The 26,276-nt window shown below is 40.9% G+C and carries 37 protein-coding genes, 1 pseudogene and 1 riboswitch; of the genes and pseudogenes, 26 read left to right on the top strand and 12 right to left on the bottom strand.

All coding sequences use genetic code 11. The annotated features are described in order from the left end of the window. The first annotated feature begins 8 nt into the window (after window positions 1-8). The 3 genes from V8V91_RS25915 (at window position 9) to V8V91_RS25905 (ending at window position 2,090) form a co-directional block, all read left to right on the top strand. Window positions 9-857 (top strand): alpha/beta hydrolase, encoded by an 849-nt coding sequence (locus tag V8V91_RS25915; RefSeq protein WP_373397915.1) that lies wholly within the window; start codon window positions 9-11, stop codon window positions 855-857. 88 nt (window positions 858-945) lie between these two features. After that, complete coding sequence (locus V8V91_RS25910; protein WP_373397914.1) at window positions 946-1,176, top strand: hypothetical protein; 231 nt, start codon at window positions 946-948, stop codon at window positions 1,174-1,176. A 20-nt stretch (window positions 1,177-1,196) separates the two neighbouring features. Then, window positions 1,197-2,090, top strand: a complete 894-nt coding sequence (locus V8V91_RS25905) for a 1-acyl-sn-glycerol-3-phosphate acyltransferase (protein ID WP_373397913.1) — start codon at window positions 1,197-1,199, stop codon at window positions 2,088-2,090. Here the strand turns inward: V8V91_RS25905 and V8V91_RS25900 are convergent. Both V8V91_RS25900 and V8V91_RS25895 read right to left on the bottom strand, forming a co-directional pair. After that, entirely contained in the window at window positions 2,083-2,850 is a 768-nt protein-coding gene (locus V8V91_RS25900) for a sensor histidine kinase (protein WP_373397912.1), read from the bottom strand. The genes V8V91_RS25905 and V8V91_RS25900 overlap by 8 nt on opposite strands. Continuing rightward, the gene (locus tag V8V91_RS25895) at window positions 2,847-3,302 is read right to left on the bottom strand and encodes a GAF domain-containing protein (RefSeq protein ID WP_373397911.1); all 456 of its coding nucleotides are present in this window, start codon (window positions 3,300-3,302) and stop codon (window positions 2,847-2,849) included. The genes V8V91_RS25900 and V8V91_RS25895 overlap by 4 nt, the downstream gene beginning before the upstream one ends. 120 nt (window positions 3,303-3,422) lie before the next feature. On the opposite strand from V8V91_RS25895, the gene V8V91_RS25890 reads away from it, so the two are divergent. The 17 genes and pseudogenes from V8V91_RS25890 to V8V91_RS25810 all read left to right on the top strand — a co-directional run bounded on the left by V8V91_RS25890 (window position 3,423) and on the right by V8V91_RS25810 (window position 14,971). Beyond that, window positions 3,423-3,995, top strand: coding sequence for a peptidylprolyl isomerase (locus tag V8V91_RS25890; protein ID WP_373397910.1), 573 nt, complete (start codon window positions 3,423-3,425; stop codon window positions 3,993-3,995). Continuing rightward, window positions 3,992-5,062, top strand: a complete 1,071-nt coding sequence (locus tag V8V91_RS25885) for a Gfo/Idh/MocA family protein (protein ID WP_373397909.1) — start codon at window positions 3,992-3,994, stop codon at window positions 5,060-5,062. Before V8V91_RS25890 ends, V8V91_RS25885 begins: the two co-directional genes overlap by 4 nt. Before the next feature lie 64 nt (window positions 5,063-5,126). Beyond that, entirely contained in the window at window positions 5,127-5,882 is a 756-nt protein-coding gene (locus V8V91_RS25880) for an SDR family NAD(P)-dependent oxidoreductase (RefSeq protein ID WP_373397908.1), read from the top strand. A gap of 144 nt (window positions 5,883-6,026) precedes the next feature. After that, the gene (locus V8V91_RS25875; protein ID WP_373397907.1) at window positions 6,027-6,887 is read left to right on the top strand and encodes a fumarylacetoacetate hydrolase family protein; all 861 of its coding nucleotides are present in this window, start codon (window positions 6,027-6,029) and stop codon (window positions 6,885-6,887) included. Then, a complete protein-coding gene (locus V8V91_RS25870; RefSeq protein ID WP_373397906.1) occupies window positions 6,884-7,681 on the top strand; it encodes an amidohydrolase in 798 nt (265 codons plus the stop codon). Before V8V91_RS25875 ends, V8V91_RS25870 begins: the two co-directional genes overlap by 4 nt. A 55-nt stretch (window positions 7,682-7,736) precedes the next feature. Then, window positions 7,737-8,507, top strand: a complete 771-nt coding sequence (locus V8V91_RS25865; RefSeq protein WP_373397905.1) for an SDR family oxidoreductase — start codon at window positions 7,737-7,739, stop codon at window positions 8,505-8,507. Next, complete coding sequence (gene fucP, locus V8V91_RS25860; protein ID WP_373397904.1) at window positions 8,507-9,826, top strand: L-fucose:H+ symporter permease; 1,320 nt, start codon at window positions 8,507-8,509, stop codon at window positions 9,824-9,826. Before V8V91_RS25865 ends, fucP begins: the two co-directional genes overlap by 1 nt. Then, window positions 9,823-10,164, top strand: a complete 342-nt coding sequence (locus V8V91_RS25855; protein WP_373397903.1) for an L-rhamnose mutarotase — start codon at window positions 9,823-9,825, stop codon at window positions 10,162-10,164. Before fucP ends, V8V91_RS25855 begins: the two co-directional genes overlap by 4 nt. Window positions 10,165-10,234: 70 nt before the next feature. Next, window positions 10,235-10,324: riboswitch (TPP riboswitch) on the top strand. A 52-nt stretch (window positions 10,325-10,376) separates the two neighbouring features. Beyond that, window positions 10,377-10,571, top strand: a complete 195-nt coding sequence (locus tag V8V91_RS25850; RefSeq protein WP_373397902.1) for a hypothetical protein — start codon at window positions 10,377-10,379, stop codon at window positions 10,569-10,571. Continuing rightward, window positions 10,538-11,113 carry a class I SAM-dependent methyltransferase gene (locus V8V91_RS25845; protein ID WP_373397901.1) on the top strand — a complete coding sequence of 192 codons (576 nt, stop codon included), beginning with the start codon at window positions 10,538-10,540 and terminating at the stop codon, window positions 11,111-11,113. Before V8V91_RS25850 ends, V8V91_RS25845 begins: the two co-directional genes overlap by 34 nt. Further along, on the top strand, window positions 11,100-11,543 hold the full coding sequence (locus tag V8V91_RS25840; protein ID WP_373397900.1) for an AIR synthase related protein: 444 nt from the start codon (window positions 11,100-11,102) through the stop codon (window positions 11,541-11,543). The genes V8V91_RS25845 and V8V91_RS25840 overlap by 14 nt, the downstream gene beginning before the upstream one ends. Window positions 11,544-11,727: 184 nt before the next feature. Further along, window positions 11,728-12,162, top strand: a complete 435-nt coding sequence (locus V8V91_RS25835; protein ID WP_373397899.1) for an AIR synthase-related protein — start codon at window positions 11,728-11,730, stop codon at window positions 12,160-12,162. A gap of 76 nt (window positions 12,163-12,238) precedes the next feature. After that, window positions 12,239-12,781, top strand: a pseudogene (locus V8V91_RS25830) (thiamine phosphate synthase); the annotation flags it as partial. A gap of 7 nt (window positions 12,782-12,788) precedes the next feature. Continuing rightward, on the top strand, window positions 12,789-13,076 hold the full coding sequence (locus V8V91_RS25825; RefSeq protein WP_373397898.1) for a Trm112 family protein: 288 nt from the start codon (window positions 12,789-12,791) through the stop codon (window positions 13,074-13,076). 75 nt (window positions 13,077-13,151) lie between these two features. Beyond that, window positions 13,152-14,075 (top strand): alpha/beta hydrolase, encoded by a 924-nt coding sequence (locus tag V8V91_RS25820; RefSeq protein ID WP_373397897.1) that lies wholly within the window; start codon window positions 13,152-13,154, stop codon window positions 14,073-14,075. A 207-nt stretch (window positions 14,076-14,282) separates the two neighbouring features. Beyond that, complete coding sequence (locus tag V8V91_RS25815; protein ID WP_373397896.1) at window positions 14,283-14,750, top strand: HAD family hydrolase; 468 nt, start codon at window positions 14,283-14,285, stop codon at window positions 14,748-14,750. A 14-nt stretch (window positions 14,751-14,764) separates the two neighbouring features. After that, a complete protein-coding gene (locus V8V91_RS25810; protein WP_373397895.1) occupies window positions 14,765-14,971 on the top strand; it encodes a hypothetical protein in 207 nt (68 codons plus the stop codon). 323 nt (window positions 14,972-15,294) lie between these two features. Here V8V91_RS25810 and V8V91_RS25805 read toward each other — a convergent pair whose 3' ends face one another. Next, window positions 15,295-17,040, bottom strand: coding sequence for an ABC transporter ATP-binding protein (locus V8V91_RS25805; RefSeq protein ID WP_373397894.1), 1,746 nt, complete (start codon window positions 17,038-17,040; stop codon window positions 15,295-15,297). Between the two features lie 208 nt (window positions 17,041-17,248). On the opposite strand from V8V91_RS25805, the gene V8V91_RS25800 reads away from it, so the two are divergent. Continuing rightward, on the top strand, window positions 17,249-18,610 hold the full coding sequence (locus V8V91_RS25800) for a tyrosine-type recombinase/integrase (RefSeq protein ID WP_373397893.1): 1,362 nt from the start codon (window positions 17,249-17,251) through the stop codon (window positions 18,608-18,610). A 266-nt stretch (window positions 18,611-18,876) separates the two neighbouring features. Next, a complete protein-coding gene (locus tag V8V91_RS25795) occupies window positions 18,877-19,251 on the top strand; it encodes a hypothetical protein (protein ID WP_373397892.1) in 375 nt (124 codons plus the stop codon). A gap of 106 nt (window positions 19,252-19,357) precedes the next feature. On the opposite strand, the gene V8V91_RS25790 is transcribed toward V8V91_RS25795, so the two are convergent. The 4 genes from V8V91_RS25790 to V8V91_RS25775 form a co-directional block, all read right to left on the bottom strand. Then, complete coding sequence (locus V8V91_RS25790; RefSeq protein ID WP_373397891.1) at window positions 19,358-19,525, bottom strand: hypothetical protein; 168 nt, start codon at window positions 19,523-19,525, stop codon at window positions 19,358-19,360. Between the two features lie 50 nt (window positions 19,526-19,575). Beyond that, complete coding sequence (locus V8V91_RS25785; protein ID WP_373397890.1) at window positions 19,576-19,800, bottom strand: group II intron maturase-specific domain-containing protein; 225 nt, start codon at window positions 19,798-19,800, stop codon at window positions 19,576-19,578. 499 nt (window positions 19,801-20,299) lie between these two features. Beyond that, window positions 20,300-20,446 carry a hypothetical protein gene (locus V8V91_RS25780; RefSeq protein ID WP_373397889.1) on the bottom strand — a complete coding sequence of 49 codons (147 nt, stop codon included), beginning with the start codon at window positions 20,444-20,446 and terminating at the stop codon, window positions 20,300-20,302. A 420-nt stretch (window positions 20,447-20,866) separates the two neighbouring features. Next, window positions 20,867-21,019 (bottom strand): hypothetical protein, encoded by a 153-nt coding sequence (locus tag V8V91_RS25775; RefSeq protein WP_373397888.1) that lies wholly within the window; start codon window positions 21,017-21,019, stop codon window positions 20,867-20,869. A gap of 67 nt (window positions 21,020-21,086) precedes the next feature. On the opposite strand from V8V91_RS25775, the gene V8V91_RS25770 reads away from it, so the two are divergent. Beyond that, entirely contained in the window at window positions 21,087-21,308 is a 222-nt protein-coding gene (locus V8V91_RS25770) for a hypothetical protein (protein WP_373397887.1), read from the top strand. After that, window positions 21,268-22,068, top strand: a complete 801-nt coding sequence (locus V8V91_RS25765; protein ID WP_373397886.1) for a hypothetical protein — start codon at window positions 21,268-21,270, stop codon at window positions 22,066-22,068. Before V8V91_RS25770 ends, V8V91_RS25765 begins: the two co-directional genes overlap by 41 nt. A gap of 259 nt (window positions 22,069-22,327) precedes the next feature. Here V8V91_RS25765 and V8V91_RS25760 read toward each other — a convergent pair whose 3' ends face one another. Both V8V91_RS25760 and V8V91_RS25755 read right to left on the bottom strand, forming a co-directional pair. Next, window positions 22,328-22,717, bottom strand: a complete 390-nt coding sequence (locus V8V91_RS25760) for a group II intron maturase-specific domain-containing protein (RefSeq protein ID WP_373397885.1) — start codon at window positions 22,715-22,717, stop codon at window positions 22,328-22,330. A gap of 961 nt (window positions 22,718-23,678) precedes the next feature. Then, window positions 23,679-23,828 (bottom strand): hypothetical protein, encoded by a 150-nt coding sequence (locus tag V8V91_RS25755; RefSeq protein WP_373397884.1) that lies wholly within the window; start codon window positions 23,826-23,828, stop codon window positions 23,679-23,681. 1 nt (window position 23,829) lies between these two features. On the opposite strand from V8V91_RS25755, the gene V8V91_RS25750 reads away from it, so the two are divergent. Both V8V91_RS25750 and V8V91_RS25745 read left to right on the top strand, forming a co-directional pair. Further along, window positions 23,830-24,294, top strand: a complete 465-nt coding sequence (locus V8V91_RS25750) for a hypothetical protein (RefSeq protein WP_373397883.1) — start codon at window positions 23,830-23,832, stop codon at window positions 24,292-24,294. A gap of 20 nt (window positions 24,295-24,314) precedes the next feature. Then, complete coding sequence (locus V8V91_RS25745; RefSeq protein WP_373397882.1) at window positions 24,315-24,467, top strand: hypothetical protein; 153 nt, start codon at window positions 24,315-24,317, stop codon at window positions 24,465-24,467. A 518-nt stretch (window positions 24,468-24,985) separates the two neighbouring features. Here V8V91_RS25745 and V8V91_RS25740 read toward each other — a convergent pair. The 3 genes from V8V91_RS25740 to V8V91_RS25730 form a co-directional block, all read right to left on the bottom strand. Further along, window positions 24,986-25,090, bottom strand: coding sequence for a group II intron maturase-specific domain-containing protein (locus V8V91_RS25740; protein WP_373397881.1), 105 nt, complete (start codon window positions 25,088-25,090; stop codon window positions 24,986-24,988). Between the two features lie 180 nt (window positions 25,091-25,270). Beyond that, window positions 25,271-25,582: a reverse transcriptase domain-containing protein gene (locus V8V91_RS25735; protein ID WP_373397880.1), complete on the bottom strand. Its 312-nt coding sequence runs from the start codon at window positions 25,580-25,582 to the stop codon at window positions 25,271-25,273. Between the two features lie 58 nt (window positions 25,583-25,640). After that, window positions 25,641-25,964: a hypothetical protein gene (locus V8V91_RS25730; protein WP_373397879.1), complete on the bottom strand. Its 324-nt coding sequence runs from the start codon at window positions 25,962-25,964 to the stop codon at window positions 25,641-25,643. Between the last annotated feature and the right edge of the window lie 312 nt (window positions 25,965-26,276).

Here is a 26,276-nt window from a genome sequence, read left to right as displayed (position 1 = left end):
ATTTCACTATGAAGAAATTATTGCTCTTAATGACTTTCCTGCCTTCTTTGGTATTTGCCCAGACCACTGTGGATACCATCGAAGTGTATAGTCAAGCCATGAAGAAAACCCTAAAGGCCGCCGTAACCACCCCATCTGGATATTCAAAGGCTGAAAAACTTCCAGTTCTATATTTACTTCATGGAGGAAGCGGTGCTTTTGACGATTGGCATAAAAAGGTAACTGAAGCAGGAATCGTCAATAAAATGGCCGAACAATATAATTTGATCATTGTAACTCCTGGAGTAGGCCCTGCAAGCTATTATTATGATAGCCCCATGATGGATTCCGTTCAATACGAAACCTATATCACACAAGAGCTCATCCCTGAAATAGACAAAAACTACCCTACGCTAGCTAAAAAAGAATCCAGGGCAATTACCGGTTTGTCTATGGGAGGTCATGGAGCCATGATGCTCAGTGCCAAACATCCTGAACTATTCATTGCTGCGGGGAGCATGAGCGGAGTCATGAATATTGACACCCGATTATGGAAAGTCCCTGAGAGTTTTCAACAATTGAGACAAACCCAACAAAAGGCGATGCTTGGGAATGACCTGAACTATGAAGCTCCTTTTTCCACGTACACTGCTGTGGGACTTGTTGATAAAATGAAAGACAATGGAATCGCCTTGATTTTCGATATTGGTGTGGATGATTTCTTAATAGAGACGAATAGGCAAATGCATCAAATGCTATTAGAAAACGGAACTCCTCATGATTACACAGAAAGACCAGGAGCACATACCTGGGAATACTGGACCGAGGCACTTCCTTACCATCTCATGTTTATCTCTAAACATCTGAAATGGGAATAATTAGCCTTCTGGTTAAAAATCATTTAGCGATTATTCTTCAAAAATTGACCTAAATTTTGCTTTTTGCAGTTTCACTCGCCCTTGTACTATGTCAAATTTTGATTCTATCAGGCCATTTTACGATGCAGAAGCCAATGCTGCCATTCGAGAAATAGTGGATGACCCTATGCTGGAGGCCATGATGAATTTCACCTTTCCTTCAGATTCAAAAGAACATTGGAAAGACCTGATGTTGCATACCCATTCTTTAAGGGATTTTCAAATCAATTTTATTTACCCCGGAGTAAAAAAAGTGCTTGAAAAAGTTCTGATGGACTAAGTGTCGGCGGTTTCGAGCAATTGGAAGCCAATACCGCATATTTGTTTATCTCCAACCATCGGGACATTATTCTCGACACGTCTTTGCTCAATTCTTGTCTTTATGAGAATGGGTTGGTTTTAACCACCTCGGCTATTGGAGACAATTTGATCAAAAAGAAATTCTTGCACACACTTTCTAGACTCAATAGAAATTTTGCTATCAAAAGAGGACTTCAAGGAAGAGCTTTATTGGAAAGTTCTCAATTGGCTTCTGCTTATATTAAAAAGTCGTTGGTTCATGAAAACAGGTCTGTTTGGACTGCACAAAGAGAAGGAAGAACCAAAGATGGAAATGATGCAACCCACCGTGGCGTTTTGAAAATGCTTACGTTAGCCGAAGAAGGTAATGACCCTTTTGCTTACTTCGAAAAAATCAAAGTGGTGCCAATTTCCATTTCTTACGAATACGATCCAACAGACATCTTAAAAATGCCGGAGCTGCTGGCAAAGTCAAGAGATGAAAAATACATTAAGAGCGAAAATGAGGACTTCTTAAATCTTTTAAGAGGAATCATGGGTACCAAAAAGAGAATTCATATACAAGTCAATGGAATAATAGATCAGGAGATTGCTGAAATTTCCAAAACAGCGCTCAACCTAGGCGAAAAGCTTTCCCAATTAGCGGCAGTCATTGATCAAAAAATCTGGTCTGGATATAAACTTTGGCCAAGTAATTACATTGCTCATGATCTCTTGTATGGAGATGAAGAGTACCTCTCCTTTTATACTCAGGAAGAGAAAAATGCATTTGAAAAAAGGTTGGTCGAAAAAGTTGACACCAAGAACGCATTGATGGTTAAAAATTTCTTGGCCATGTATGCCAATCCGGTGAATAATCAAAAGAAAAGTCTGGAGTCAAACTCGGTTAGTTAAAACTGATTTTAACCGTAAACTCTGTCCCTTTTCCAACTTGGGATTGGATGTCCATTTCTCCATTGAGATCGTTTACTAACTTCCGCACCATTTTCACCCCAAATCCAAACCCCTTCTCTCCAGAAGTTCCAAGTTCGGTGACGGCTTCATTGGAAAGCAATTGATCAATCTTTTGCTGAGTCATTCCCATTCCCGAATCCCTTACTTTTATTACCAACATCATGTTATTGGATTCAAGAATTAAATCCAAAACGATATGTATGGAGCCGCTATCGGGAGTGAACTTAATCGAGTTTGAAATTAGGTTCCCAACAATCTGCATCAGTTTGGCCTTTGGGAAAGGCATATATTGATTTTCTTCATTCAAAATCACCTGAAGGTCAATTTTTTTAAGAATGGCCTGAGGAGTGAACATGTCTAAGATCTTTGCTCGAAAGGATTTTAAATTGAGCTGATAATCTTCAAGTTCCATGGTCCGGTGATGAGAAGCATCATAGTGCTGGCCTAGAATTTCATCAGCAAGATCCATCATGGATTTCCCACTCTTTTCGATCAAATCCATGTATTCCATTACTTCCTCCGGATCATTATCTTTCCCTTGGGTTTTGATAATTTCTGCAAGTCCCATAATCCCACCTAATGGTCCTCGGATATCATGGGCAAGCTTTCTTTGACTTTGATGAAGCTCCCATATTTGAACTTTTAAATCATGAACCTTGCTGTTTACTTTCAAGCGGTCCACAATTTGCCTAGCGATCATTTTAAGCAATTCTTTTTTTCCTGGCTAATCTGTTTCAACTCCACATCCATCACACAAAGTGATCCCAGATTATACCCTTCTGATGTTTTCAGCGGAACACCTAGGTAATAAGTCAGATTTGGGTTCTCTCTGACATACTTCTTTTCTTTAAAACGTTCATCTAGCCTTAAATCATCGACTTCAAATAATTCCCCTTCCTCATTCTCTAATGTGAATTGGCATACAGAATCTTCCCTCGGCATCTGAGTCAATTCTATTCCCACTGAGGCTATACTCCATTGGGTATAGGAATCAATCAAATTGACCAGAGAGACTTGCGTACCGGCCACAGTGGCGGCCATTTCGGTCAACCAATCAATCCCATGCTTTGCATCGTAATAATCTAAATCCAGGTTGCTTAAGGCCAAAAGCCTTTCTAACTCATTATCAAGAATTGATGATTGCTTGTCCATTGCACGAATTATATTAGTTAACCCATTGAAAACAGATCAAAATGCCCCATTTTCATACCTAGATTTATTACAACGCTTAATTTTCACATTGAAATGTCCCTGAAAAATAAACACTGCATTTTGACTTTACTATTTGTTTTGTTGGTTTGTTCTTTAACTTTTAGTCAAACCTCAAATAAGGTACCAATTGGAGAGATCAAAACTCCTTATGGAAAAATCTTAATTTCCCTTGCAGATCAAACTCCTAACCATCGTGATAGTTTTATTGAATTGGCAAATGCAGGCTATTGGGATACACTTACTTTCAACCGTGTCATACCCAACTTTGTCAATCAAGGTGGATGTCCTGATACAGAAGAAGGCTTTAATGATCCTGAATATTTACTTGCTCCGGAAATCACTCCAGAACTCACTCATGTTTATGGCGCTGTAGGTGCAGGAAGAGATGGAAATCCTGAAAAAATCAGTGCTCGCTGTCAATTTTACATCATTCAAAATCCGGAGGGAGTTCATCGCCTAGATGGAGATTACACCGTGTTCGGTCAGGTAGTCCAAGGAATGGATGTTGTGGAAACCATCGCTCATCTAGAAACTGATGACAAAGACGAACCATTAAAGCCTGTTACCATGAAAATTAAAATCAAATACCTATCTCCTTCTAAAATCGAAAAACTTAAAAATTCAAATCCATGAAACCCATCAAAATTTTAGTGGTTGGTTGCGGAAACATGGGAGCTTCACATGCCGCCGCTTACCACCAATTTCCTGAATTTGAAATTTGCGGATTGGTCGCCAGAGGAAACAGTAAAGAAAAGCTCAATCAAAAATTGCAAGCAGCCTATCCTCTCTTTGAAGATTTTGAATCTGCCTTAGAAAAAACTTCACCAGATGCGGTTTGCATCAGCACCTATCCAGACACCCATGAAAAATTTGCTTTGGCTGCACTGGAAGCTGGTTGCCATGTTTTTATAGAAAAACCATTGGCTGATTCTGTTTTGGGTTGTGAAAAGATCATTGCCAAAGCAAAGGAAAAGGACAAAAAGGTGGTCGTAGGATATATCTTGAGACATCATCCTTCTTGGATTAGGTTTATAGAAGAAGCCCAAAAAATGGGAAAACCCCTGGTGATGCGGATGAACTTGAACCAGCAAAGCCAAGGCTATATGTGGGAGGTCCACAAAAACCTGATGAAAAGCCTGAGTCCTATTGTGGATTGCGGAGTCCATTACATCGATGTGATGTGTCAAATGACTAGATCAAAACCAATCACTGTTTCTGCAATCGGTGCCCGATTAACCGATGACATAGCCGCTGATAATTACAATTATGGTCAGCTACAAATTCGATTTGAAGATGGTTCTGTCGGATGGTATGAAGCAGGTTGGGGGCCAATGGTCAGCGAGACAGCATTCTTTGTCAAAGATGTTTTTGGCCCGAATGGATCGGTTTCAATTACTGCCAAAGAAGCCGGATCATCCGGAAAATCTGATGATGTGGATAGCCATACCAAAACAGAATCCATTCGAGTCCACCATGCCGATATCAATTCTGAAAACAAGTTTACTAAAAAAGACGAATGGATTGACATGAAGGATGAACCTGGGCATCAGGAGCTTTGTAACCGAGAGCAATCTTTCTTTTTGAAATCTATTATGGATGACCTTAATTTGGATGATCATTTGGATGATGCCCTAAACAGTTTAAAGATCGCTTTTGCGTGCGATGAATCGGTAAAGACCGGTGAAACAGTAAAACTGTAGCTTAAAATCAAAAGTCGTTGCGGTTGGTAAAAAGCGACATTATCTTAATTTTTTTATACAAATCATGAAAAATAAAACCATAGTAATAACCGGGGGAGCCAGTGGTATAGGTCTGGCAATGGTGAAAAAATTTGCGTCTGAGGGAAGTTCCGTGTATTTCTTGGATCTCAACGACGCTGGAGAATCCATTAGTAAAGAACTTACTGCCGAGGGAAAATCTGCCACCTTTATCAAATGTAATTTAGCATCCTATTCAGAAACTGAGAATTCCATCAAAAGCATTCCTGGAAAAATTGATGTGCTGATAAACAATGCTGGAATTTCCCATATTGGAAAAGTTGAAAATACCTCTGAAGAAGACTTTGATAAAGTATTTCAAGTCAATGTAAAAGGCATGTTTAACTGTACCAAAGCGGCCTTACCTAAGTTAAAAGAAAATGGTGGTGGGTCTATTTTAAACATGGCTTCTGTAGCTGCGACCATTGGGATTCCGGATCGCTTCGCCTATTCCATGACCAAAGGAGCTGCCTATTCCATGACTTTAAGCATTGCCCGAGATTATGTAGCGGATGGAATTAGATGCAATTGCCTATCTCCGGGAAGAGTCCACACTCCATTTGTGGATGGATTTTTAGCTAAAAACTATCCGGGTCAGGAAAAGGAAATGTTTGAAAAACTTTCTGCCACCCAACCTATTGGAAGAATGGCTAGCCCAGAAGAAATTGCGAACCTAGCCTATTTTGTGAGTTCCGATGCCGGTAGCTTTATAACAGGCACCAATATTCCTATTGACGGAGGGTTCTTAGGACTTAAAATGTAAAATAAACTGAATTTACAATCTTGATTTAGGAATATAGGCTATTATCCAATCGACGATATGGCATTTGTTCATTACCCTAATTCTTGATAGTAATTCTACAAACTCAATTCAAAATACCTTTTACTAAATTCTAGACACTAGATTATGAAACTGATACGATTTGGAGACGCTGGTCAGGAAAAGCCAGGAATTATAGATGAAGAAGGAAACTACCTAGATTGTTCTGGCTTCCTCGAAGATTGGAACGAGCAATTCTTTGCCGAAAATGGGCTCGATCGATTGGATGCTTGGTTAGAAGCAAACCTCGAAACCTTAACTAAAATCCCTGAAGGTAGTAGAATTGCCTCTCCCGTTGCCAGACCTTCCAAAATTGTGTGCATTGGATTAAACTACAGGAAACATGCCATTGAATCAGGTATGCCAGTTCCCGAGGTACCAATCATCTTTATGAAAGCTACTTCCTCCCTATGCGGACCATTTGATCCAATTTATATTCCAAAGAATTCCGTTGCCACTGACTGGGAAGTTGAACTGGCGGTAGTGATTGGAAAAAGAGCCAAATATGTCAGTAAGGAAAATGCCATGGATTATGTAGCAGGTTATTGCTTACATAACGATGTCAGTGAAAGAGATTTTCAACTTCGACATGGTGGGCAGTGGGTTAAAGGAAAAAGTGCGGACAATTTTGCTCCACTAGGCCCCTTTATGGCTACCAAAACTGAGATTCCTGACCCTCATAATCTGAGACTTTGGTTGAAGCTTAACGGGGAAACGATTCAGGACAGCAATACTTCTGATTTGGTATTTGATATACCTACTCTCATCGAACACCTCAGTCAATACATGACTTTATTGCCAGGAGATGTAATCTCCAACCGAACCCCTGCAGGAGTTGGGTTAGGCTTTAACCCACCTAGATATTTGGCGGAGGGCGATGTAGTGGAGCTAGGAATCGATGGATTGGGCGTTTCCAAGCAAGTGGCAGTCAATGATCCGGAAGCATGAGAATAGATGCTCATCAGCATTTCTGGAAGTATAATCCACAAAAACATCAGTGGATCAATGAAGACATGAAGGTCATCCAGAAGAATTTTCTTCCGGATGACCTGATCCCTTTACTTTCCCAACATCAGCTCGATGGCTGTGTAGCTGTCCAGGCTGATGAGAGTTTTTATGAAACCGCATTTTTAATTGATTTAGCGGAGGAGTTCAATGAAATCAAAGCAGTGGTAGGTTGGGCCGATTTAGGTAGTGATGCCTTAGACAAAGATCTTGACCAGTTTTCCAAACACAAAAAGCTCAAAGGATACCGGGAAGTTTTGCAGGACAAACCGGTGGAATACATGCTTAGAAAAGAGTTTATCCGTGGAATTGAAAAAATAGGAAGGCGAGGATATACGTATGATATTTTGATCTTTCCTAATCAACTGGAGGCCACCCTGCAATTTTTAAAACGAAGTCCAGAGCAACCATTTGTCATTGACCATTTAGCTAAACCCAATATTAAGCTGGGAATCTGGAGAGAATGGAAAAAGGAACTGGCCCCTATCGCAGAGCGGGAATATGTTTCCTGCAAACTATCCGGCATGGTCACCGAGGCGGACTGGAAATCATGGAAACCCAATGATTTTGCAAATTACATGGAGATTGTTTTGGAGGCTTTTGGTCCCAAGAGATTGATGTTTGGTTCCGACTGGCCAGTATGTTTGGTCGCTGCAGAATATGAACAAGTATTTGAGTTGGTAGATCGTTTTACCGACAAGCTTTCACCTTCTGAGAGAAAAATTAATTATGGGTGAAAATGCAGTGGATTTTTACGGGATAAAAGAATAATATAGATTAATAAAACCCAAAATGGATTTAAATCTTAAAGATAAAGTCATCATCATCAGTGGTGGTGCCAAAGGAATTGGAGGAGCAATATCCAATGGATTGATTGACGAAGGAGCGATCCCGATCATTATTGACCCTTCCATTGAGGAAGGAGAGTTGATTTTAGAACGTGCCCCCATGAAAGCATTTCAAATTCCTATCAGACTCTTGGAAGCTAGTGATGCCGAAAAAGCGGTCAAGTTGACTATTGAGAAATTTGGAAGGATAGACGGTGTGGTGAATAACGCAGGCGCCAACGATAGCGTGGGCTTAGAAAATGGTTCCCCGGAAGCATTTGCCAATTCAGTTTCCAAAAACTTATTCCATTATTACCAGCTGGCCCATTATGCGCTTCCTCATCTGAAAAAAACGCAAGGAGCCATTGTCAATATCAGTAGTAAGACTGCGGTTACAGGCCAGGGAGGAACTTCCGGTTATACCGCTGCCAAAGGAGCGCAATTGTCCCTGACCCGAGAATGGGCAGTGGAATTACTGAAATATAAAATCAGGGTCAATGCGGTAATTCCTGCTGAGGTTTACACTCCCCTTTATCAAAACTGGATTCAGACTTTTGATAATCCAGAACAGAAGCTAGCTGATATTACTAAAAATATTCCTTTAGGAAATAGAATGACTAGTCCAGAGGAAATCGCTGCCATGAGCATTTTCTTACTTTCTGACAAAGCCTCCCATATGACAGGACAACACCTGTTTGTGGATGGAGGATATACCCACCTTGACCGATCTCTTTAATGAACAACCTAACCCAAAAACCTGCCCTAGTCCCCAAAAATTTAATTCTTCCATTTATTCTGATCACCTCCCTCTTTGCTTTATGGGGTTTTGCCAATGACATCACCAACCCAATGGTGGCTGCCTTTAAAAGAGTGTTGGAATTGAATAACACCCAGGCATCTTGGGTGCAGATGGCATTTTATGGAGGCTACTTTACCATGGCACTTCCTGCTGCCTTTTTTATTAAAAAATACTCCTACAAAACAGGTATTCTTCTAGGACTTGGGCTGTATGGATTCGGAGCCCTCCTATTTTACCCAGCTGCAGCTTGGGAAAGTTATGGTTTCTTCTTGGCCTCCTTATACATCTTGACCTTTGGTTTGGCTTTTTTGGAGACCACTGCCAACCCCTATATTTTGGCTATGGGGCCAGAGGCCACCGCTACCCAACGATTGAACTTAGCCCAGGCTTTTAACCCTATGGGAGCTTTGGCAGGCTTGTTTGTAGCCAAACAATTCATCCTAAATGCCCTCCAATCCAATGAAACAGATGCGGATGGAAATATCATCTTCACCACCTTGGATGAATCCGCCAAGGCCGTGATCAGAACTGCGGATTTGATGGTCATACGAAATCCTTATGTGATGCTTGGTTTGGTGGTTTTGGCCATTTTAGTCATCATTGCTTTAGCCAAAATGCCCGAAAGCAAAGACTCTGACAACCGTATAGACTTTAGCGCCACCATGAAAAGGTTATGGACTAAACGGAACTTTGTGGAAGGAACTTTTGCACAGATGTTTTATGTAGGTGCTCAGATCATGGTTTGGACCTATATCTACCAATACGCCGAAGTATTAGGGATTTCCAATGCTTCTGCAGTGAATTATGGGTACTCTGCTTTGGTGGTGTTTTTAATTGGAAGATGGATTTGTACCTACTTATTTAAGTTTTTTGCTCCGGCAAAGTTACTGGCCATATTCTCTGTATTAGCCATTCTATTTACTGCTGGAGCCATATTCCTTCCCGGAATGTTAGGTTTGTATAGCTTGGTAGCGATTTCCTTTGCCATGTCCTTGATGTTCCCAACCATTTATGGAATCGCTTTGGAAGGTCTTGGAGAAGACTCCAAGTTTGCTGCCGCCTTTTTAGTAATGGCAATTGTGGGAGGTGCCATCATGCCTACCTTACAAGGGATGATCATGGATATTGGAGGGGCAGGTTACGATGACACGCTAATTTTAGGGGTCCCTGAGGTCAATTTCTCCTTTATTTTGCCTTTAATCTGTTTTGTATTTGTAGGATTGTTTAGTGTTCGAGTAAAATCTTCTGCCCAATGAAAACCCAAACATTTGTACTCATCTGTGACCTGAAAAATGAAGAAGAAGCCATTCAAGCCTATGTAGCATGTCATAAAGCAGTGGCTCCAGAAATCATTGAGAGTATTCGGGTCGCTGGAGTTTTGCAAATGAGCATATACCGATGGCAGAACCGACTAACCATGATTTTGGTGGGTGACGAGAATTTCTCTTTCGAAAAGAAGGCAAAACTAGATGAGAGCAATCCAAAAGTGCAGGAATGGGAGACCTTCCTTGGACAATATCAGACCAATCTCCCAGGTACTCCGGCTAATTGGAGATGGGCGATTACGGAGAAAATTTTTGAGTTTAAAGCCTAATTCAGGTATTTGAATTCAAAAGCGGAAAGACTTTTCCCTTTCCTTCTTCTTTCTATCTTTGTGTAGAACAAAATTTACAACGGGGTGCCCAAAAGGCTGAGATGATACCCGAAAACCTGATCTGGATAATGCCAGCGTAGGAATTGTGAACCTCCTTATTTTTCACTTTCTCTCCATTTCTGGGATTCATTCAGGTCTATGAACATAGGCGAATGAGTAAACTGATCAAACAAGAAAAATTTGAAGTAGCTCCTGATGGGCTTCGAAATTGGCAAGGCAGAAAAGAATGGTTTTTCAACCGGGATGATACCGACCATTACGAAGATTACTACGAGGGCCCTTATAAATTCCAGGAAGTCTGGCAAAAAAGACCTTGGAGGAACTCATCAAACAGGATCATCGGGTGAAAACCTTATTGGAATTTGGTTGCGGAACTACCCGATTTACCCGCTGGTGGCATGAAATCGGATTGGAAGCTACCGGAGGAGACATTTCTCCTTTTATGTTGGCACAAGGGGTGCAATTATTTGACGGAGACCTGGTGATGGCTGATTCACATCATATGCCTTTCAAGGATCATTCCTTTGATGCATTGGCTTTTGTCACCACCTTCGAATATTACAAAAACCCTATTCAGGTAATCCAAGAAGCGGTTCGAGTAGGAAAGTATGGGATCATTTTTGGAATGATGAACCGAAATACCCCCAAACTACTCCGACGTAAAGTCCAGCAGGTTTTCGGAAGAAACAATTATTATGTGACTGCCCATTTCTATACTCCCGCATCCCTGGAAGCATTGGTAGCAGAAGCCTTGCCTGATCGGAAATACAAAATCGAATGGAACGCCACTGGATTGCCAAAATGGTTCCCTAAAAACAATGGAAAATCCCCTATGGTGATTTCTTTGGGTTCCACGTTCAATTATTGGATGTCTAATGGGAGCTTTTGAGAATTCAGCGGGTAAAGTCAGCTCGGAGGTGTTTAAAGAAGATGTTTTAAACTTCTGTGGAGCTGGAAGAAAAGAGGTCATTCATGGGCCCAGGTTCGGAGTAGATACTGCCATGGTGGATATTGGAAATGGAGATGCATTGGCCATTTCGAGCGATCCTCTTTCATTGATCCCAAGTTTGGGAATGAAGGTTTCTGCCTGGCTTTCGGTACATTTATTGGCCAATGATATGAGTACAACAGGCTTCGGACCACAATATGCCCAGTTTGTGCTCAATTTACCACTAAGCTTAAGCAGGGAAGATTTCCAGGAATATTGGAAACATATTCATTCCCTTTGTGAGGAAATGGAGATCAGCATCACAGGTGGGCATACCGGGCAAATCCCAGGAATTGAATCTACCATTTCCGGAGGGGTACTTTCTTTTTGAAAGCTCCCAGAAACCAAATTCTAACTAGCTCATTAGCCAAAGCCGGAGATGCTATTATTCTCACCAAACATGCTGCTATTTCATCTACATCACTCTTGGCTATGTCCTTTCCGGAAACAGTTCAGTCTGCTTTGGGAAAAAGATCCAACAAACTGCGGCGGATAACTTCTGGAAACTTTCCGTATTGAAGGAAGCAAGATTGGCACATCAAACACTCACTCCACACCAAGAGCTACATGCCATGCATGATGTTACGGAGGGAGGGATTTTAGGTGCAATTCAGGAAATGGCCAATGCCTCTGGTTTGGGTTTCTCTGTAAATGCCGCCGATATACCTGTTCCTACGGAAGTTCAACAGGTGTCCGAACTTTTCGGGATCGACCCGCTTATTTCCATTGGAGCAGGATCTATGATTATGGCGGTTACCCCGGAAAGTGAAAATAAACTCATCAACCGATTAAAAGATGAAGGAATTCCGGCCGTATCCATTGGTACTTTCACAAATAGTCCTATGAATACCTTACTAGGTAAGTCCGGTGGATCATCAAATTTTGAATTCAATGGAATTGACCCTTATTGGGGAGCATTCTTCAAAGCTTTACAACAAGGTATGACATGAAAAAACTCGAAGGAATATACTTGGTTCTGGATCCAAATCAACCCTGGCTAGAATTACTTGAAAAACCCAACAAGCACTCAAAGGAGGGGTTCAACTACTTCAAATTTGGAATCACTGGCCTGAACAAGTTACCGAACAAGAAAAGATCAAATTCTGTCAGGACATCAAAAAAATTGCACAGACTTATCAAGTTCCAGTACTGATCAATGAGGATTGGAAATTAGCCCAAAAGTGCAATTTGGATGGGGTACATTTAGACAAAGTACCAGAAGAATTTGAGCTTATAAGGGAATCTTTAAAAAGTAAAATCATTGGACTAACTGTAAACAATCAAGAGGAACTGATCTTATGGGCGGAGCAAAATCAATTATCATACATCAGCTTTTGTTCAGTATTCCCTTCTTCCTCGGTTGATACCTGTGAGTTAGTTCACCCTGAAAGTATCCAGCAAGCCAGGAAATTGACTTCATTGCCGATCTTCCTTTCAGGCGGAATCAAACCAGAGAACCTGGAAAAACTTAGCCATTTCTCCTTCGAAGGAATTGCGGTTATTTCTGGAATCTTAAACGCTACAGACCCTGAAATGGCTGTCCAAACCTATCTCCAACAACTTAAATAGCATTTACATGAATCGAAAATTAGTAGATAAACTTTGTTGTCCTTTTGACAAAAGCGACTTAAAGATCCAAATCATCCAAGAAACTGATTATCAGGAAATCATAGAAGGATTACTCACTTGCGAATCCTGCCAACGGTATTTTCCGATCATCTATGGGATTCCCATTATGACTCCAGATGAATACCGGGAAAAAAGTTTGGAACTACCCAATTTGGAAAGATGGGGATTAGAAATGGATACAAAAACTAACTCTTTCAAAATAGCGGGACCAAAAACTACCAAAGAACTCAAATAAATGAGTATTTTAAACCCTCAAAACCAAATGGTTTGGAGAGTTCATCTTTCCAATTGAAGCCCAATAAATGAACCTATGAAATCACTATTTTTCGGTCTCTTACTCAGTATGACCTTTAGCAGTTCTTTTGCTCAAGAAATCGTTTTACCACTATGGGAAGGCACTCCACCCCTTCAAACGGATATGGGTTTGGAAGAAAAAGCCGTGGAGCAAGGAATTATTCGAATTGAAAATGTTCAGATTCCTCAGATTGAAGTCTTTTTACCAAGTAAGCAATCACGAACAGGACAAGCAGTAGTCATTTTTCCTGGAGGTGGATACCATATTCTAGCTTATGACTGGGAAGGAAGGGATTTTGCTAAATGGCTAAACACACAAGGAATAGTTGGAATTGTCGTTAAATACAGACTCCCCGATTCCAAATCATTGACAGATGGGAAGGAGGTTCCTTTGCTCGACGCACAAAGAGCTATTCGACTGGCAAGACATCATGCAAACGACTGGCAAATAGATCCAGAAAAAATCGGTGTCTTGGGATTCTCTGCTGGTGGACATTTAGCCTCGACGGTAAGTACCCAATATGAGCATGAGGTGGATAGACCAAAAGATGCGATCGATGAATTATCGGCACGTCCTGACTTTTCAATTTTAGCTTACCCGGTTATATCATTCAGGGATGCCAGTGCCCATTCAGGATCTAGAAGAAACTTAATCGGAGAAAACGCTCCACAAGAGTTGATCGATCGTTTTTCGGGTGAACTGAACGTCACAGAAGACACCCCTCCTACGTTCTTGGTTCATGCACAGGATGACAAAGGGGTTCCGATCGAAAACAGCTTTTTATATTACAAAGCCCTTCATGCCAAGGGAGTTCCTGCTTCACTGCATATCTATCCTACCGGTGGACATGGTTTCGGCTTTGGCCTAGGAAAAGGCCCTGTTTCTGGATGGAGAGAGGTGTTATTGGATTGGATGATTTCACTGAATAGTGAGGAGTGAGCAATAGTCAGTAGTCAGTAGTCAATGATCAGTAGTTAGTGGTCAGTGATCAATAGTCAGTAGTCAGTAGTCAGTGGTCAGTGATCGGATTATGTAACTTTGAGAAAAATCGTTTATTCGAATTTTGAAGCTCTTTATTTTGCGAAGGAACCAAATCATTTTATTCCCTAATCCTCAATTTTTACAACATCTCAATTTTAAAATTTCATGATTAAAGTTATCGCTTTCGACGCAGATGATACCCTTTGGGTTAATGAGCCATTTTTTCGGGAGGCTGAAGAAAAATTCACGGAGATGTTAGAGGATTTCATGCCTCAACACAGCTCTTTAAAAGAATTATATCATACTGAGATTGAAAACATTAACATCTATGGCTATGGTATCAAAGGCTTCATGCTATCCATGATTGAAACCGCCATTCGGGTATCTGAAAAGAACATTCCATTAACCATGATAGAACGAATCATGGATATTGGAAAAGAAATGATGGGTAAACCTGTGGAAATGCTACCCGAAGTGGAGCAGGTCTTAAAAGAACTGAGTTCGGATTATAGACTGGTAATGGCCACCAAAGGCGACTTGGTAGATCAGGAAAGGAAACTCAAGAAATCAGGTTTGGAGGCTTATTTCCATCATATAGAAATCATGAGCGAAAAAAGGAAACAGATTTCCTAAAGTTCATCAAGCATTTGGATGTTTATCCATCCGAATTTTTAATGGTGGGAAACAGCTTAAAATCAGATATTCTCCCTGTATTGAAACTCGGGGGTCATGCCATTCATATCCCATTTCATGTGACGTGGAAGCATGAAATGATCCACCATGAAATTGAACATGAACACTTTTATCAAGCCGAACAGATTTCAGATATTATTCCTTTGATCAAGGAAATGTGAATCAGTGGTTAGGAGTCAGTATTCGGTTGGCAGTGTTCAGTCATCAGTTTTCAAACTAACTTCTGACTTCATAATTCATACTTCCATTCTTCAATCCCCCTTCCCCTTTTAAAAGGCGGAGTTGGCTGTGCAATTCCGTGAATTTTTAGTTCTGAATACCGGGACTTGAACAATGTAAACTAACTTACAAAATTCTTCCTTCTAACTTCATAACCTATGTTTTAAGAAACTTACAAATAAAACCTAAAACATTAATTCTCATTTTAAACTCTACAATTTTTAATTTTACTATAGCCAAAAACCTACAACTTAGACCCTGCAACCTATATTCTCGCCTGGTAAGTATATAATTGATAATACCTTCCTTCCAAAGCAATCAATTCTTCGTGCTTCCCTCTTTCTACAATCTTGCCTTGTTCGATCACCAAAATCTGGTCTGCTTGTCTGATGGTACTCAATCGGTGTGCAATCACAAAGGTGGTTCTTCCCTTCATCAAGTCTTTTAAACTCGCTTGGATCAAAGTTTCTGATTCCGTATCCAAATTTGAAGTAGCCTCGTCCAAAATCAATATTCTTGGATCAGCCAAGATGGCTCGTGCAATGGCAATTCTTTGTCGTTGTCCACCGGAAAGCTTCACCCCTCGTTCTCCTATTAAAGTATCCAAACCATCCTCAAAACGATCTGTAAATTCCTGTACATGCGCTGCATGAACTGCCTGAAGCAATCGTTCCTCCGAAGCATCAGGTCTTGGGAACAGAATATTTTCCCGAATAGTCCCTTCAAAAAGGAAATCATCCTGTAAGACCACACCCAATTGGGTCCTGAAAGAGTCCAGCGTCACCGTAGCCAAATCATTTCCATCCAGGTAAATACTACCAGAGTCTGGAGTTAAGAACGTAGCTGCCAGTCCAGCAATAGTAGTCTTTCCTGAACCTGAAGTCCCTACCAAGGCAGTCACAGATCCAGCAGGTGCTTCAAAACTTACCTCTTTTACCACCTCTTTTCCTTCTTCATAAGAAAATGAAACTCGGTCAAAAACCATTTCTCCTTTAATTTTGGCCAAAGACAAAGTTCTTAGGTTATCGTCTGCCTCCAAAGGAGTATTCATGATTTCTTCAGTTCTATCTAATCCTGCAAAAGCTTCAGTCAACTGGCTTCCAATATTTGACATCTGAACAATCGGAGCAATCATAAATCCCAAGTAAAGGGTAAAAGCCAGAAAATCCCCAAATGTCAATTGCTCTTGCATGATCATATAACCGCCCAAACCCATGATCCCTGCGGAAGCTAGCCCAAGCAATAAGGCTCCTGCAGAAGTCACAAAGCTGGTAGCAGTCAAACTTGCCTTTACATTCAAAAACAACTCTTCCACCCCTCTGGCAAAGGTTTTGATTTCCTGTTGCTCGGCATTAAATCCTTTGATCACTCGTATTCCTCCCAAGGTTTCGGTAAGCCTTCCTGTCACCTGCGCATTAATCTTTCCTCTTTCCCTGAATATCGGCCGGATTCTTCCAAAGGCTTTTAAGGACACCAAACCGAAAATCACCACAGGAAGCAGCACAAACAAGGTCATTTTAGGAGATATGCTGATCAGTAAAAACAGCGAAATGATAGCCGTCAAGATCCCACCTACCATTTGGGCAAAGCCCGTTCCGACCAGGTTCCTCACTCCTTCCACATCCGACATGATTCTGGACACCAATTCTCCAGTTTTAGTATTATCAAAGAATCGGATAGGAAGTTTGATGATGTGACTTTGGACCTGGGACCTTAACTTGGCGATCAGGTTTTGTGCTTCCACGCTCAGGATTTGAGTCAGAGCATAAGAGGTGACCGACTGGATCACGATGGCCGTTACAACGGCAATAATCAACCATTTGAGCATGGTCAGGTCATTGCTGGGTATCACATCATCTATCAGGTATTTACTGGCTCCTGGGAGCACTAGGCTGGCGAGTCTACTGATAATGATCAAAAAAAGACCTAAAAATAAATGCTTTCTTCTGGGCCAGATGATGGTTTTAAATACCTGACCCATGGTCACTTTGCGTGCTGCTTTTTTAGCCATGAAATAGTGCGTTAAGATTGGTAAACCTGAATTCAGGGAATTCAGTTCAGCTTGTAATTTAAATCTAAGAACATAAATCTCGAATTAAGTACTCAAGGAATAACTAGAATATCTATCATATAATAATTAGTAGATGAACTAATTATTTAGAATAATTTCGCATATTTACCATATAGCTGTATATACGCAACTTTTGAATATTTTTTTAATGAATAAAGCAGTTGAAATTGAAGTAAAGGGGAGAAAGATTCTCTTGAAAATGCCAAAAAATGAAGCTGATATCAGCTTTGTGAGAGGCATTCTTTATTCACGATGGAATAAAGATCTTTTTCTTTGGGAAATCCCTCATTATCCTGGGAATCTGGAAAAACTGGATTCTTATTTTGGAAAGAGAATTAGTAAACTGACAAAAGATGGACTCCACCAACCCTCAACTATTTCCAGAGCGAACATTGAGAAAACTGCATTATTGGCGATAATCACCCAAAACAGAAGAATCAAACTCCTTTTTGGGTATTTTCCTACACTAATAAAACACATTAAAACTATCCCTTATGCAAAATGGGATAGCAAAAACAAATGGTGGACGGTACCCTATTCTGAACAATTTTTAGAAGAAATAAAAGTTCACAGTGCCCAAGCAGGTCTTTCATTAAGAATAGAAATGGAGCCTCCCAAAACAGGGATTGCCAAACTCAAGCCTGAGGAAGTCGCTCGATACAAACCTGCACCTAATTCCTATAAGGATAAGCTTTTAGAATTACGATACAGCGAAAACACCATTAAGACCTATATCCCTTTATTTGAGGAGTTTATCAATCATTTTCCAGCCGAAGACATGGATTCATTGAATGAGAAACATGTCATAGAGTTCTCAAGATTTCTGGTCACTGATCGAAAAGTATCCAGTTCTTATCAAAATCAAGCAATTAATGCCATCAAATTTTACTTTGAGAAAGTATTAGGTGGTAAAAGAAAGTTGTATTTTGTGGAACGTCCCAGAAGAGAAAAAACACTTCCTGTAGTCTGTAGTGAAGAAGAAATCAAAATGATTCTTAATCAAGTGAAAAACATCAAACATTTGGCAATATTGAGCACGATCTATTCAGCAGGACTAAGAATTGGAGAATTGATCAATCTTCCAATTTCTGCCATTGATTCCCAGCGAATGCAAATACGAATTGAGGAGGCTAAGGGCAAAAAAGATAGATATACGATCCTTTCCAAAAAACTATTGGATTTATTGAGGGAATATTTCAAGCAATATAAGCCGACATACTATTTATTTGAAGGACAAGAAAGTACAAACGACCGACCTATTAAATATTCTAGCCGAAGTATTCAGGCCATACTAAAAAGAGCAGTTAAACGTGCTGGAATCTCTAAAAATATTACAGCTCATACCTTAAGACATTCATTTGCAACCCATTTACTGGAAAATGGAACCGACTTGAGGTATATTCAATCACTTTTGGGACATAGTAGTTCAAAAACAACTGAAATCTATACCCATGTAACTACCAAGGGATTTAATCAGATTCAAAGTCCTCTGGACAATTTAGATATATAGAATATATGCGCAACTGGTTGCGTATACACAATCGTTGGCACCAATGTAAAATGACAAGAATTTTCTACATAATTATTATTTCAATTTTAGTTTCTAATTGCTCACAAAAGTTTCGTTCGACTGAATTAAAGGCCAACTTCAGTGGAGCTGAGATAAAAGACTTGCAAAAGCTGAAATCGTTTTTTCAGTCTCAAATGTGCGGTTCGACTGATGAGTTCAAGTCGTGCATTGACTCATTAATTCCATATTTAGGTGAATATGGTTACATGCCAATCCTAGAAAATGTAGAATTTGAAGAACAAAAGGAATTGTACTCAAACTTTGAATCCGACCTATTCTCAGAGATATGGAAATTCGGTAAAGCAAGAAACTTTCGTGAGAACAAGACTTACAAATATATAGGTCTTAACATAGAAGGGAAGTACGCTCTTTTCTTAAAAGACCTTTCAAAGCGAAACCCAGACTTGAAACAATATTATGAGAGTATAATGGGAGCTGGAGATTGGGAATCAATGGGTCTGCTCCAACAAAGAATTTACACGAATCCTGAATACTACGACTTGAAAGACCCCAGCATTCAAGTTCTGATATCCGTTCATTACCTAAGCCAAAATGATCAGCAAAAAGAAAAGAACCGTTGACAGAAAATTAAAATATAACACTGGTGCCAATCGAGTAGACGGCCGTGAGCCATAAGCCCACGTGCGCCTCTCACACCACCAGCGTACGGGTCTCGTATACGGCGGTTCACTGGGTTGTAGGTTGCGTTTTGAGTAATAGGGAAAGCATAGATTCGTAGCCTTTTCTTCTTAAGCGTGGCAGAGTGATTGTTGTAATCAATATCGGACTCTGGGCTACTGCCCATCCTCCTTTTCTGGTCTCCTTGAGTAAAGCATGATCTTGATCTACTCCCAATCTGATTAGGTTTTTACGTTTCCGCTCAGGCTTCTTCCAATCATGCCGAATCAATATCGGAGACGGTTTCTTAACCGTTCCTCATCAAGTGATTTCAGTTTGGCTGTGATACTGGCGAGACGATAATTGTTCACCCATCCGCGCCAGACTTCAGCCAGCTTTTTCAACCGTTCCTCCAAGCCGTATGGTTTTGTTTTCTTGGTGAGCTGCTTGAGCTTTCGTTTGAGTGATTCCCAACTATTCTTTTTCGCTACCAACTGGTATTTTCCTTTCACCCCTTTCTGGTATGTCGGAACAAATGGCATGTCCCAACATTTCGAAAGTTAGAGGGTCTGCACGGATACTTTTTCTCTTTGTTAATGGGTAGTTTAAGCTTGCCTTTTGAGAAAAGGCCAAAAATCTCGTTCCTTTTCTAGCTTTCTCTTTCACGTTTTGTGTAAGATGCAAAGTCATCAGCATATAAATATCATCAAAAGGTTTCTTCTTTCCAGTTCCTTGTCAATAAATCCAGAAGGATGTTGGACAAAAGCGGGCTGATAGGAGATCCTGTGGTACACCTTTCCTACGCCTGTGCAGTTTTCCGTTGATCTGGATGGGTGCACGTAGCCACTTTCTGATGAGACGGAGAGTTGTCGGACGTTTTGTTGGTAGATCAATTGGAGTAGCGTCGAGTGGTCAACCTCATCAAGGACCCTTCAGATCAATATCCACGATGTCCTGATAGCCATCATTGATGTTTATGGGGCTTGTCTTACCGCCTTATGGATGTTCTTTTCAGGGGCTGAACCCATAGCTGTGTTCCTCGAACGTGAGTTCGTATTTGGTCATCAGCACTTGGCTTACTGCTTGTTGAAGCCACCTGTCTACTACTGTGGGAACACCTAATAATCTGGTCTTTCCGTTACTCTTGAGGGATTTCACCCCTTTGATAGGTTTCAGTACATACGCATGGTTCAGAATGGATGTGGCAATCCCGCCCCTGTTGCCTTCAAGTAGGAAAGTAGTTCAGTCACATTCATGCCGTCCACACCTGCCGAACCCTTGTTCTGCACCACCTGTCGGTAGGCTTTATAAAAAGGTTCTTACGGTTGAGTACTTTTTTCTATCATCATTTACTTGATAACCCTGTCCGCTTAAGATAAGGCTATACCAAAACAGTACTCCTATCAATTTGGACGTAATCCAATGTTCAGTCCTTTACTACTTTTGTGAGACCTCCATAGTTCTTAGCTCAAGTTTCCTCATAGCTACTATGACTTCTGCTGACTTCTCTTAGATGTTCACGACAGCCAGAGATCTCCCCAGGTAAGAGCATATTCCTTCCCTCAATATCCACTGGATCTACCATCTAAGCACATGTTGGTTAACCAACCTTTGGACGTCAGTATGATGTGCTACCTCATCCATTAAATAGCCTCCGTATCCGGATTCCTGTTCGTTGGAACCAAGGTTTGCAGTCTCGCTTCCTTCAGTGAATGTCTCACGACAAACCACCTTGCGACTTGCTAATGCTTCGGGGCGTTACCCCCGCCCATAAGGGACTTTCACCCTCTGGAATAATTTGATATCTTCGATATCTGATGCCCATGCTGGGCACACACACAGCACCTACCCAAAAGTGGCGGTGCAATGGTTAAATCAAGCGTTGTGCTTCTATCAAAGTCTGTACTTGGTTGACAATGAAGTGCTTCGAAATCGCCACCTTCGGGTAGCTGCAAAACGTTATGTAGCATTGAAAAAATATGAGGCAGCTATTTCTACTTTTCTTACTTATTTCGATTGATGCTTGTTCACAGAACGAGCAAAATTTTTATGAAGATGAATTACTTCAAAGAATTCATTATGTAAATAATCCTAATTCAAATGACACTCTCTGCATTTCTGAAATAGAAAGAGCTAAAAAGGATATAGAAAATGGAAGGATTGTATTCACCCAAACTATAGGGTTTCTTTTCGGAGAAATTCGATATGAAAATGAGTTAAGGAAACTTTGCAAACAATATGGATTGGTATTCGATTTTGACTTAATAAGCGATGTAATTTATGAAGGTCAAACACAGGGTTGTTATGGGGATTTCATGGATAAAGTAATTATTGAAAAATATGGAGTAGGTTTCAAAGAAAAACTTCATGAAAAAGCTGATAGTCTTTTCATATTTCGAACTCAATCAGAAGATATACTTGTGAAATACTGGGATTGTGATGAAAGACCAAGACTACCAAAAGAAATAGAAAGAACCGGAGATTATTTAACAACTATAAAAGTAAATAATATCAACGTTGTGAAAAATAAATCTGAATTCGGAGGTTGGCCCTTTCTTGACCTAGGTTTTATAGTAGAAAAGGACAGCACAATATCAGACTTTTACATAAATAATTTTGTCCCTCAAATGGAAGAGAATGAGAAATATCGAGATGATTTATTCAAAATTGCAGTAAGGAAACTAAAAACTAGTTATTCTAGATGGATACCAGGGACAATCAAAGGTATTCCGGTTAAAACCGATAATATTGTTAGGATATTTTTTGAGAAAGAAGAGTAATCGCCACATAATCCGGTAGACGGCCGTGAGCCATAAGCCCACGGTGCGCCTCTCACACCACCGTACGTACGGGTCGTATACGGCGGTTCATTGAATCTCGGGCTTTGATTTTGAGTAATAGTCCAGCATACTTACATAGCCCTTTCTTTCAGTCTGGAAAGTGTAATCGTTGTTACCAGTATGGGACTCTGAGCTACAGCCCATCCTCCTTTTCTGGTTCTACTCCATGCGTAGGCATGGTCTTGATCCACTCCCAGTCCTAATTAGGTTTTTGCGTTTCGCTCAGGCTTTTTCCAGTCATGCCAAATGCAATATCCTGAGTCCTGTTCCTCAGCCACTCGTCGAGTTGTTTGAGCTTGGCCTGAATACTGGCCAGTCGATAATTGTTTACCCAGCCCATCCATACCTCTCTGAGTTTTTGAAGTCGCTCTTCAAGCTGTATGGTAAGGTTTTTCTTGGTTATTCCTTTGAGCTTACGCTTCAGGTTTTCCCAGCTTTGCTTCTTCACTACAGTTTGGTATTTACCCTTTTCCCCCTTTTTGTAGGTTGGCACGAAGCCGCGGCCACAACGCGGCTCCAAAGTCAGGGGTCTTCGGATTCCGCTTTTCTCCTGTTGATAGGCAAGTCCAGTCTGTTCTTCAGGGAACATATAGACTTCATTTCCTACTTTTTGGGCAGCTGATTTTGACTGATATAGATACTGAAGTCATCGGCATAGCGGACAAATTTCCAGCCCTTTATACACGGAATGCCTTCAGTTCGTCCAATAATATATTGGATAGAAGAGGACTAAGGGGGACTTCCCTGTGGCATACCCTTTCGGCGTTTGTGCAGTTTTCCGTTGATCTGGATTGGTGCTCTCAGCGTTTCGGATCAGCCACAAAGTTAAATGGGACATTTCACCCTGTTGTAGATTAACTGAAGCAACTTGTAGTGTTGTACTTCATCAAAAGAACATACCAGATCAATGTCAACAATATCTGATAGCCATCATTGATGTTTTTCAGTGCTTGTGTTACTGCTCCGTGAAGGTTCTTTCCAGGTCGAAAACCGTGGCTCTCCTCTTCGAAAGTTAATTCGAATCAGGTGGCTAATTGCTGGCTAACTGCCTGTTGAAGCCATCTATCCACTGCATAATAGGACTCCGAGTAATCTGGTTTTTCCGTTACTCTTTGGGATTTCAACCCCTCTGATAGCTTTAGGTACGTACCTCCTTTTCAGGATGTCGGTTAATACAGCTGTCTTGCCTTGGTCGATAAACGACTTCAATTCGGTCACCTGCATACCGTCCACTCCCGATGAGCCTTTATTACCCGCACTACTTGACGGTAGGCTTTATAAAGGTTTTTTGGATTGAAGTACTTTTTCTATCATTACTTTGTTCTCCCTTGTCCGCTTAAGAATAGGCTATCTCGCATGTGCGGGATTCCTATCGAATTAGGACGCGATTCAATGTTCAGTCCTTCATTATCCAGTGAGACCTCTGCAGTATTTACAGCTCGTTTCCGATAACTACTATGACCTCGGCTGACTTCTCTTGGACGTTCCAGACGTCTAGAGACCTCCTCGGTAAAAGGTGAATATCCTTGTGCCTATCGCTGCTCTATCTACTATTTTGGCTTATCTCTGTTTCCAGAGCTTTGGACTTCGGCATGATGTGCTACCTCATCCATCCTCATAGCCTCAGTATAGAGTTCCTGTTCGTCAGTACAGACACCGCAGTCTGAAAGCACTTCAGTGTATACCTCGCGGTAAACCACCTTGCCACTTGCTTGGCTTCGGGTAACGACTCCCGCGCTTAAGGGACTTTCACCCGTTGGAACGACCATCTTTTGGTCTATATTCACCATTCAAGGCACACACACCACATATGGCTTATGGCGGGTAAACGGCTGTCAGCAAGGTTTTCGCTTCGTAGCCAACTTTGGTTTCGGTGGACTGGAAAGTGCTTCGAAACCGCCACAAGCCATATGCAAACCGTTGTGTGCCATGAAGAAGATGAAATCATTGTTTAATGTACTAATTATAGCCACCCTATTTTCAGCATTTGCACAGAAGAATGATGATGAAGTGGAATTTGTCACTAACGAGAAACTTGAAAAACAGCTTAATATCCCAAAATTGAAGACCAGTGATAATGACATAGACTTAAGAATATTTTTTGGTAGAGGATTTACAAATGGAGGGTTGGTCTTGTGGATAAAGAAGAAAAAAGACTCTGAGTAGCATCAAGATATGATTATTTAATGAAGCTGAATAAGAATGAAGAAGTAACCACAAAAATTAAGAATTATGATATAGCTAATTTGAAACCTAATTCTGGCTGGGAATACTTATGGAAAGATTTAAAAGACTTAGGTATAATGGACCTTCCAAGTCAGGAAGAAATCAAAAAATAAATTAAGAAAAGAGGTTACTACAGTAAGAGGTAAAGTTATGAAGTCATTCATGTATTAGATAGTTCGGAGTTATGATCTAGATGTAAAAGAGGATGGAAGGATTGAGAATTATTCATTCTATGAACCATGGATATATGCAGAAAAATATCCTAATGTCAGTGAAGTAAGACAATACAGCGTCATTCAATTGTTGGAAAAAAGAATTTGGTGCTAATGAATGTACGGCCAGCAATCGAGTAGACGGCCGTGAGCCATAAGCCCACGGTGCGCCTCTCACACCACCGTACGTACGGGTCTCGTATACGGCAGTTCATTGATGAATCTCGGGCTTTGATTTTGAGTAATAGTCCAGCATACTTACCTTAGCCCTTTCTTTTCAGTCTGGAAAGTGTAATCGTTATTTACAGTATGGGACTCTGAGCTACAGCCCATCCTCCTTTCTGGTTCTACTCCATGCGTAGGCATGGTCTTGATCCACTCCCAGTCTAATTAGGTTTTGCGTTTTCGCTCAGGCTTTTTCAGTCATGCCAAATGCAATATCTGAGTCTGTTCCTCAGCCACTCGTCGAGTTGTTTGAGCTTGGCCTGAATACTGGCCAGTCGATAATTGTTTACCCAGCCCATCCATACCTCTCTGAGTTTTGAAGTCGCTCTTCAAAGCTGTATGGTAGGGTTTTTCTTAGTTTATTCCTTTGACTTACGCTTCAGGTTTTCCCAGCTTTGCTTCTTCACTACCAGTTGGTATTTACCCTTTTTCCCCCTTTTTGTAGGTTGGCACGAAGCCATGACCTAGCAGCTCAAAAGTCAGGGTCTTCGGATTCCTTTCTCCCTGTTGATAGGCAAGTCCAGTCTGTTCTTCAGGAACATATGAGCTTCATTTCCTACTTTTTGGGCAGCTGATTTTGACTGAGTATAGATACTAAAGTCATCGGCATAGCGGACAAATTTCAACCCTTTACTTTTGAGATACTTGTCCAGTTCGTCCAATAATATATTGGATAGAAGAGGATTGGGGGACTTCCCTGTGGCATACCCTTTCGGCGTTTGTGCAGTTTTCCGTTGATCTGGATTGGTGCTCTCAGCCATTTTCGGATCAGCCACAAAGTTGTGGGACATTTCACCCTGTTGTAGATTAACTGAGCAACTTGTAGTGTTGTACTTCATCAAAAACCTTTCAGATCAATGTCAACAATATCCTGATAGCCATCATTGATGTTTTCAGTGCTTGTGTTACTGCTCCGTGAAGGTTCTTTCCAGGTCGAAAACCGTGGCTCTCCTCTTCGAAAGTTAATTCGAATCGGGTGGCTAATTGCTGGCTAACTGCCTGTTGAAGCCATCTATCCACTACGCATGGGACTCCGAGTAATCTGGTTTTTCCGTTACTCTTTGGGATTTCAACCCCTCTGATAGCTTTAGGTACGTACCTCCTTTTCAGGATGTCGGTTAATACAGCTGTCTTGCCTTGGTCGATAAACGACTTCAATTCGGTCACCTGCATACCGTCCACTCCCGATGACCTTTATTACCCACTACTTGACGGTAGGCTTTATAAAGGTTTTTTTGGATTGAAGTACTTTTTCTATCATTACTTTGTTCTCCTTGTCCGCTTAAGAATAGGCTATCTCGCATGTGCGGGATTCCTATCCGAATTAGGACGCGATTCAATGTTCAGTCCTTCATTATCCAGTGAGACCTCTGCGAGTATTTACAGCTCGTTTCCGATAACTACTATGACCTCGGCTGACTTCTCTTGGACGTTCCAGACGTCTAGAGACCTCCCTCGGTAAGGTGAATATCCTTGTGCCTATCG

This window comes from Algoriphagus halophilus (assembly GCF_041729275.1).
Taxonomy (GTDB): Bacteria; Bacteroidota; Bacteroidia; order Cytophagales; family Cyclobacteriaceae; genus Algoriphagus; species Algoriphagus halophilus_A.
This window is presented reverse-complemented; position numbering and strand designations above follow the sequence as displayed.

Coding starts and splice junctions, on each gene's coding strand:
- V8V91_RS25825 (WP_373397898.1), top strand. CDS start 12,789: ATGAATCGAAAATTAGTAGATAAACTTTGTTGTCCTTTTGACAAAAGC.
- V8V91_RS25820 (WP_373397897.1), top strand. CDS start 13,152: ATGAAATCACTATTTTTCGGTCTCTTACTCAGTATGACCTTTAGCAGT.
- V8V91_RS25760 (WP_373397885.1), bottom strand. CDS start 22,717: ATGTTCCCTGAAGAACAGACTGGACTTGCCTATCAACAGGAGAAAAGC.
- V8V91_RS25740 (WP_373397881.1), bottom strand. CDS start 25,090: ATGGGCTGGGTAAACAATTATCGACTGGCCAGTATTCAGGCCAAGCTC.
- V8V91_RS25815 (WP_373397896.1), top strand. CDS start 14,283: ATGATTAAAGTTATCGCTTTCGACGCAGATGATACCCTTTGGGTTAAT.
- V8V91_RS25895 (WP_373397911.1), bottom strand. CDS start 3,302: ATGGACAAGCAATCATCAATTCTTGATAATGAGTTAGAAAGGCTTTTG.
- V8V91_RS25900 (WP_373397912.1), bottom strand. CDS start 2,850: ATGATCGCTAGGCAAATTGTGGACCGCTTGAAAGTAAACAGCAAGGTT.
- V8V91_RS25880 (WP_373397908.1), top strand. CDS start 5,127: ATGAAAAATAAAACCATAGTAATAACCGGGGGAGCCAGTGGTATAGGT.
- V8V91_RS25795 (WP_373397892.1), top strand. CDS start 18,877: ATGCCAATCCTAGAAAATGTAGAATTTGAAGAACAAAAGGAATTGTAC.
- V8V91_RS25875 (WP_373397907.1), top strand. CDS start 6,027: ATGAAACTGATACGATTTGGAGACGCTGGTCAGGAAAAGCCAGGAATT.
- V8V91_RS25855 (WP_373397903.1), top strand. CDS start 9,823: ATGAAAACCCAAACATTTGTACTCATCTGTGACCTGAAAAATGAAGAA.
- V8V91_RS25885 (WP_373397909.1), top strand. CDS start 3,992: ATGAAACCCATCAAAATTTTAGTGGTTGGTTGCGGAAACATGGGAGCT.
- V8V91_RS25805 (WP_373397894.1), bottom strand. CDS start 17,040: ATGGCTAAAAAAGCAGCACGCAAAGTGACCATGGGTCAGGTATTTAAA.
- V8V91_RS25850 (WP_373397902.1), top strand. CDS start 10,377: ATGAGTAAACTGATCAAACAAGAAAAATTTGAAGTAGCTCCTGATGGG.
- V8V91_RS25765 (WP_373397886.1), top strand. CDS start 21,268: ATGAGGCAGCTATTTCTACTTTTCTTACTTATTTCGATTGATGCTTGT.
- V8V91_RS25915 (WP_373397915.1), top strand. CDS start 9: ATGAAGAAATTATTGCTCTTAATGACTTTCCTGCCTTCTTTGGTATTT.
- V8V91_RS25735 (WP_373397880.1), bottom strand. CDS start 25,582: ATGTCCCACAACTTTGTGGCTGATCCGAAAATGGCTGAGAGCACCAAT.
- V8V91_RS25910 (WP_373397914.1), top strand. CDS start 946: ATGTCAAATTTTGATTCTATCAGGCCATTTTACGATGCAGAAGCCAAT.
- V8V91_RS25800 (WP_373397893.1), top strand. CDS start 17,249: ATGAATAAAGCAGTTGAAATTGAAGTAAAGGGGAGAAAGATTCTCTTG.
- fucP (WP_373397904.1), top strand. CDS start 8,507: ATGAACAACCTAACCCAAAAACCTGCCCTAGTCCCCAAAAATTTAATT.
- V8V91_RS25745 (WP_373397882.1), top strand. CDS start 24,315: ATGAAGCTGAATAAGAATGAAGAAGTAACCACAAAAATTAAGAATTAT.
- V8V91_RS25870 (WP_373397906.1), top strand. CDS start 6,884: ATGAGAATAGATGCTCATCAGCATTTCTGGAAGTATAATCCACAAAAA.
- V8V91_RS25840 (WP_373397900.1), top strand. CDS start 11,100: ATGGGAGCTTTTGAGAATTCAGCGGGTAAAGTCAGCTCGGAGGTGTTT.
- V8V91_RS25730 (WP_373397879.1), bottom strand. CDS start 25,964: ATGCAGGTGACCGAATTGAAGTCGTTTATCGACCAAGGCAAGACAGCT.
- V8V91_RS25865 (WP_373397905.1), top strand. CDS start 7,737: ATGGATTTAAATCTTAAAGATAAAGTCATCATCATCAGTGGTGGTGCC.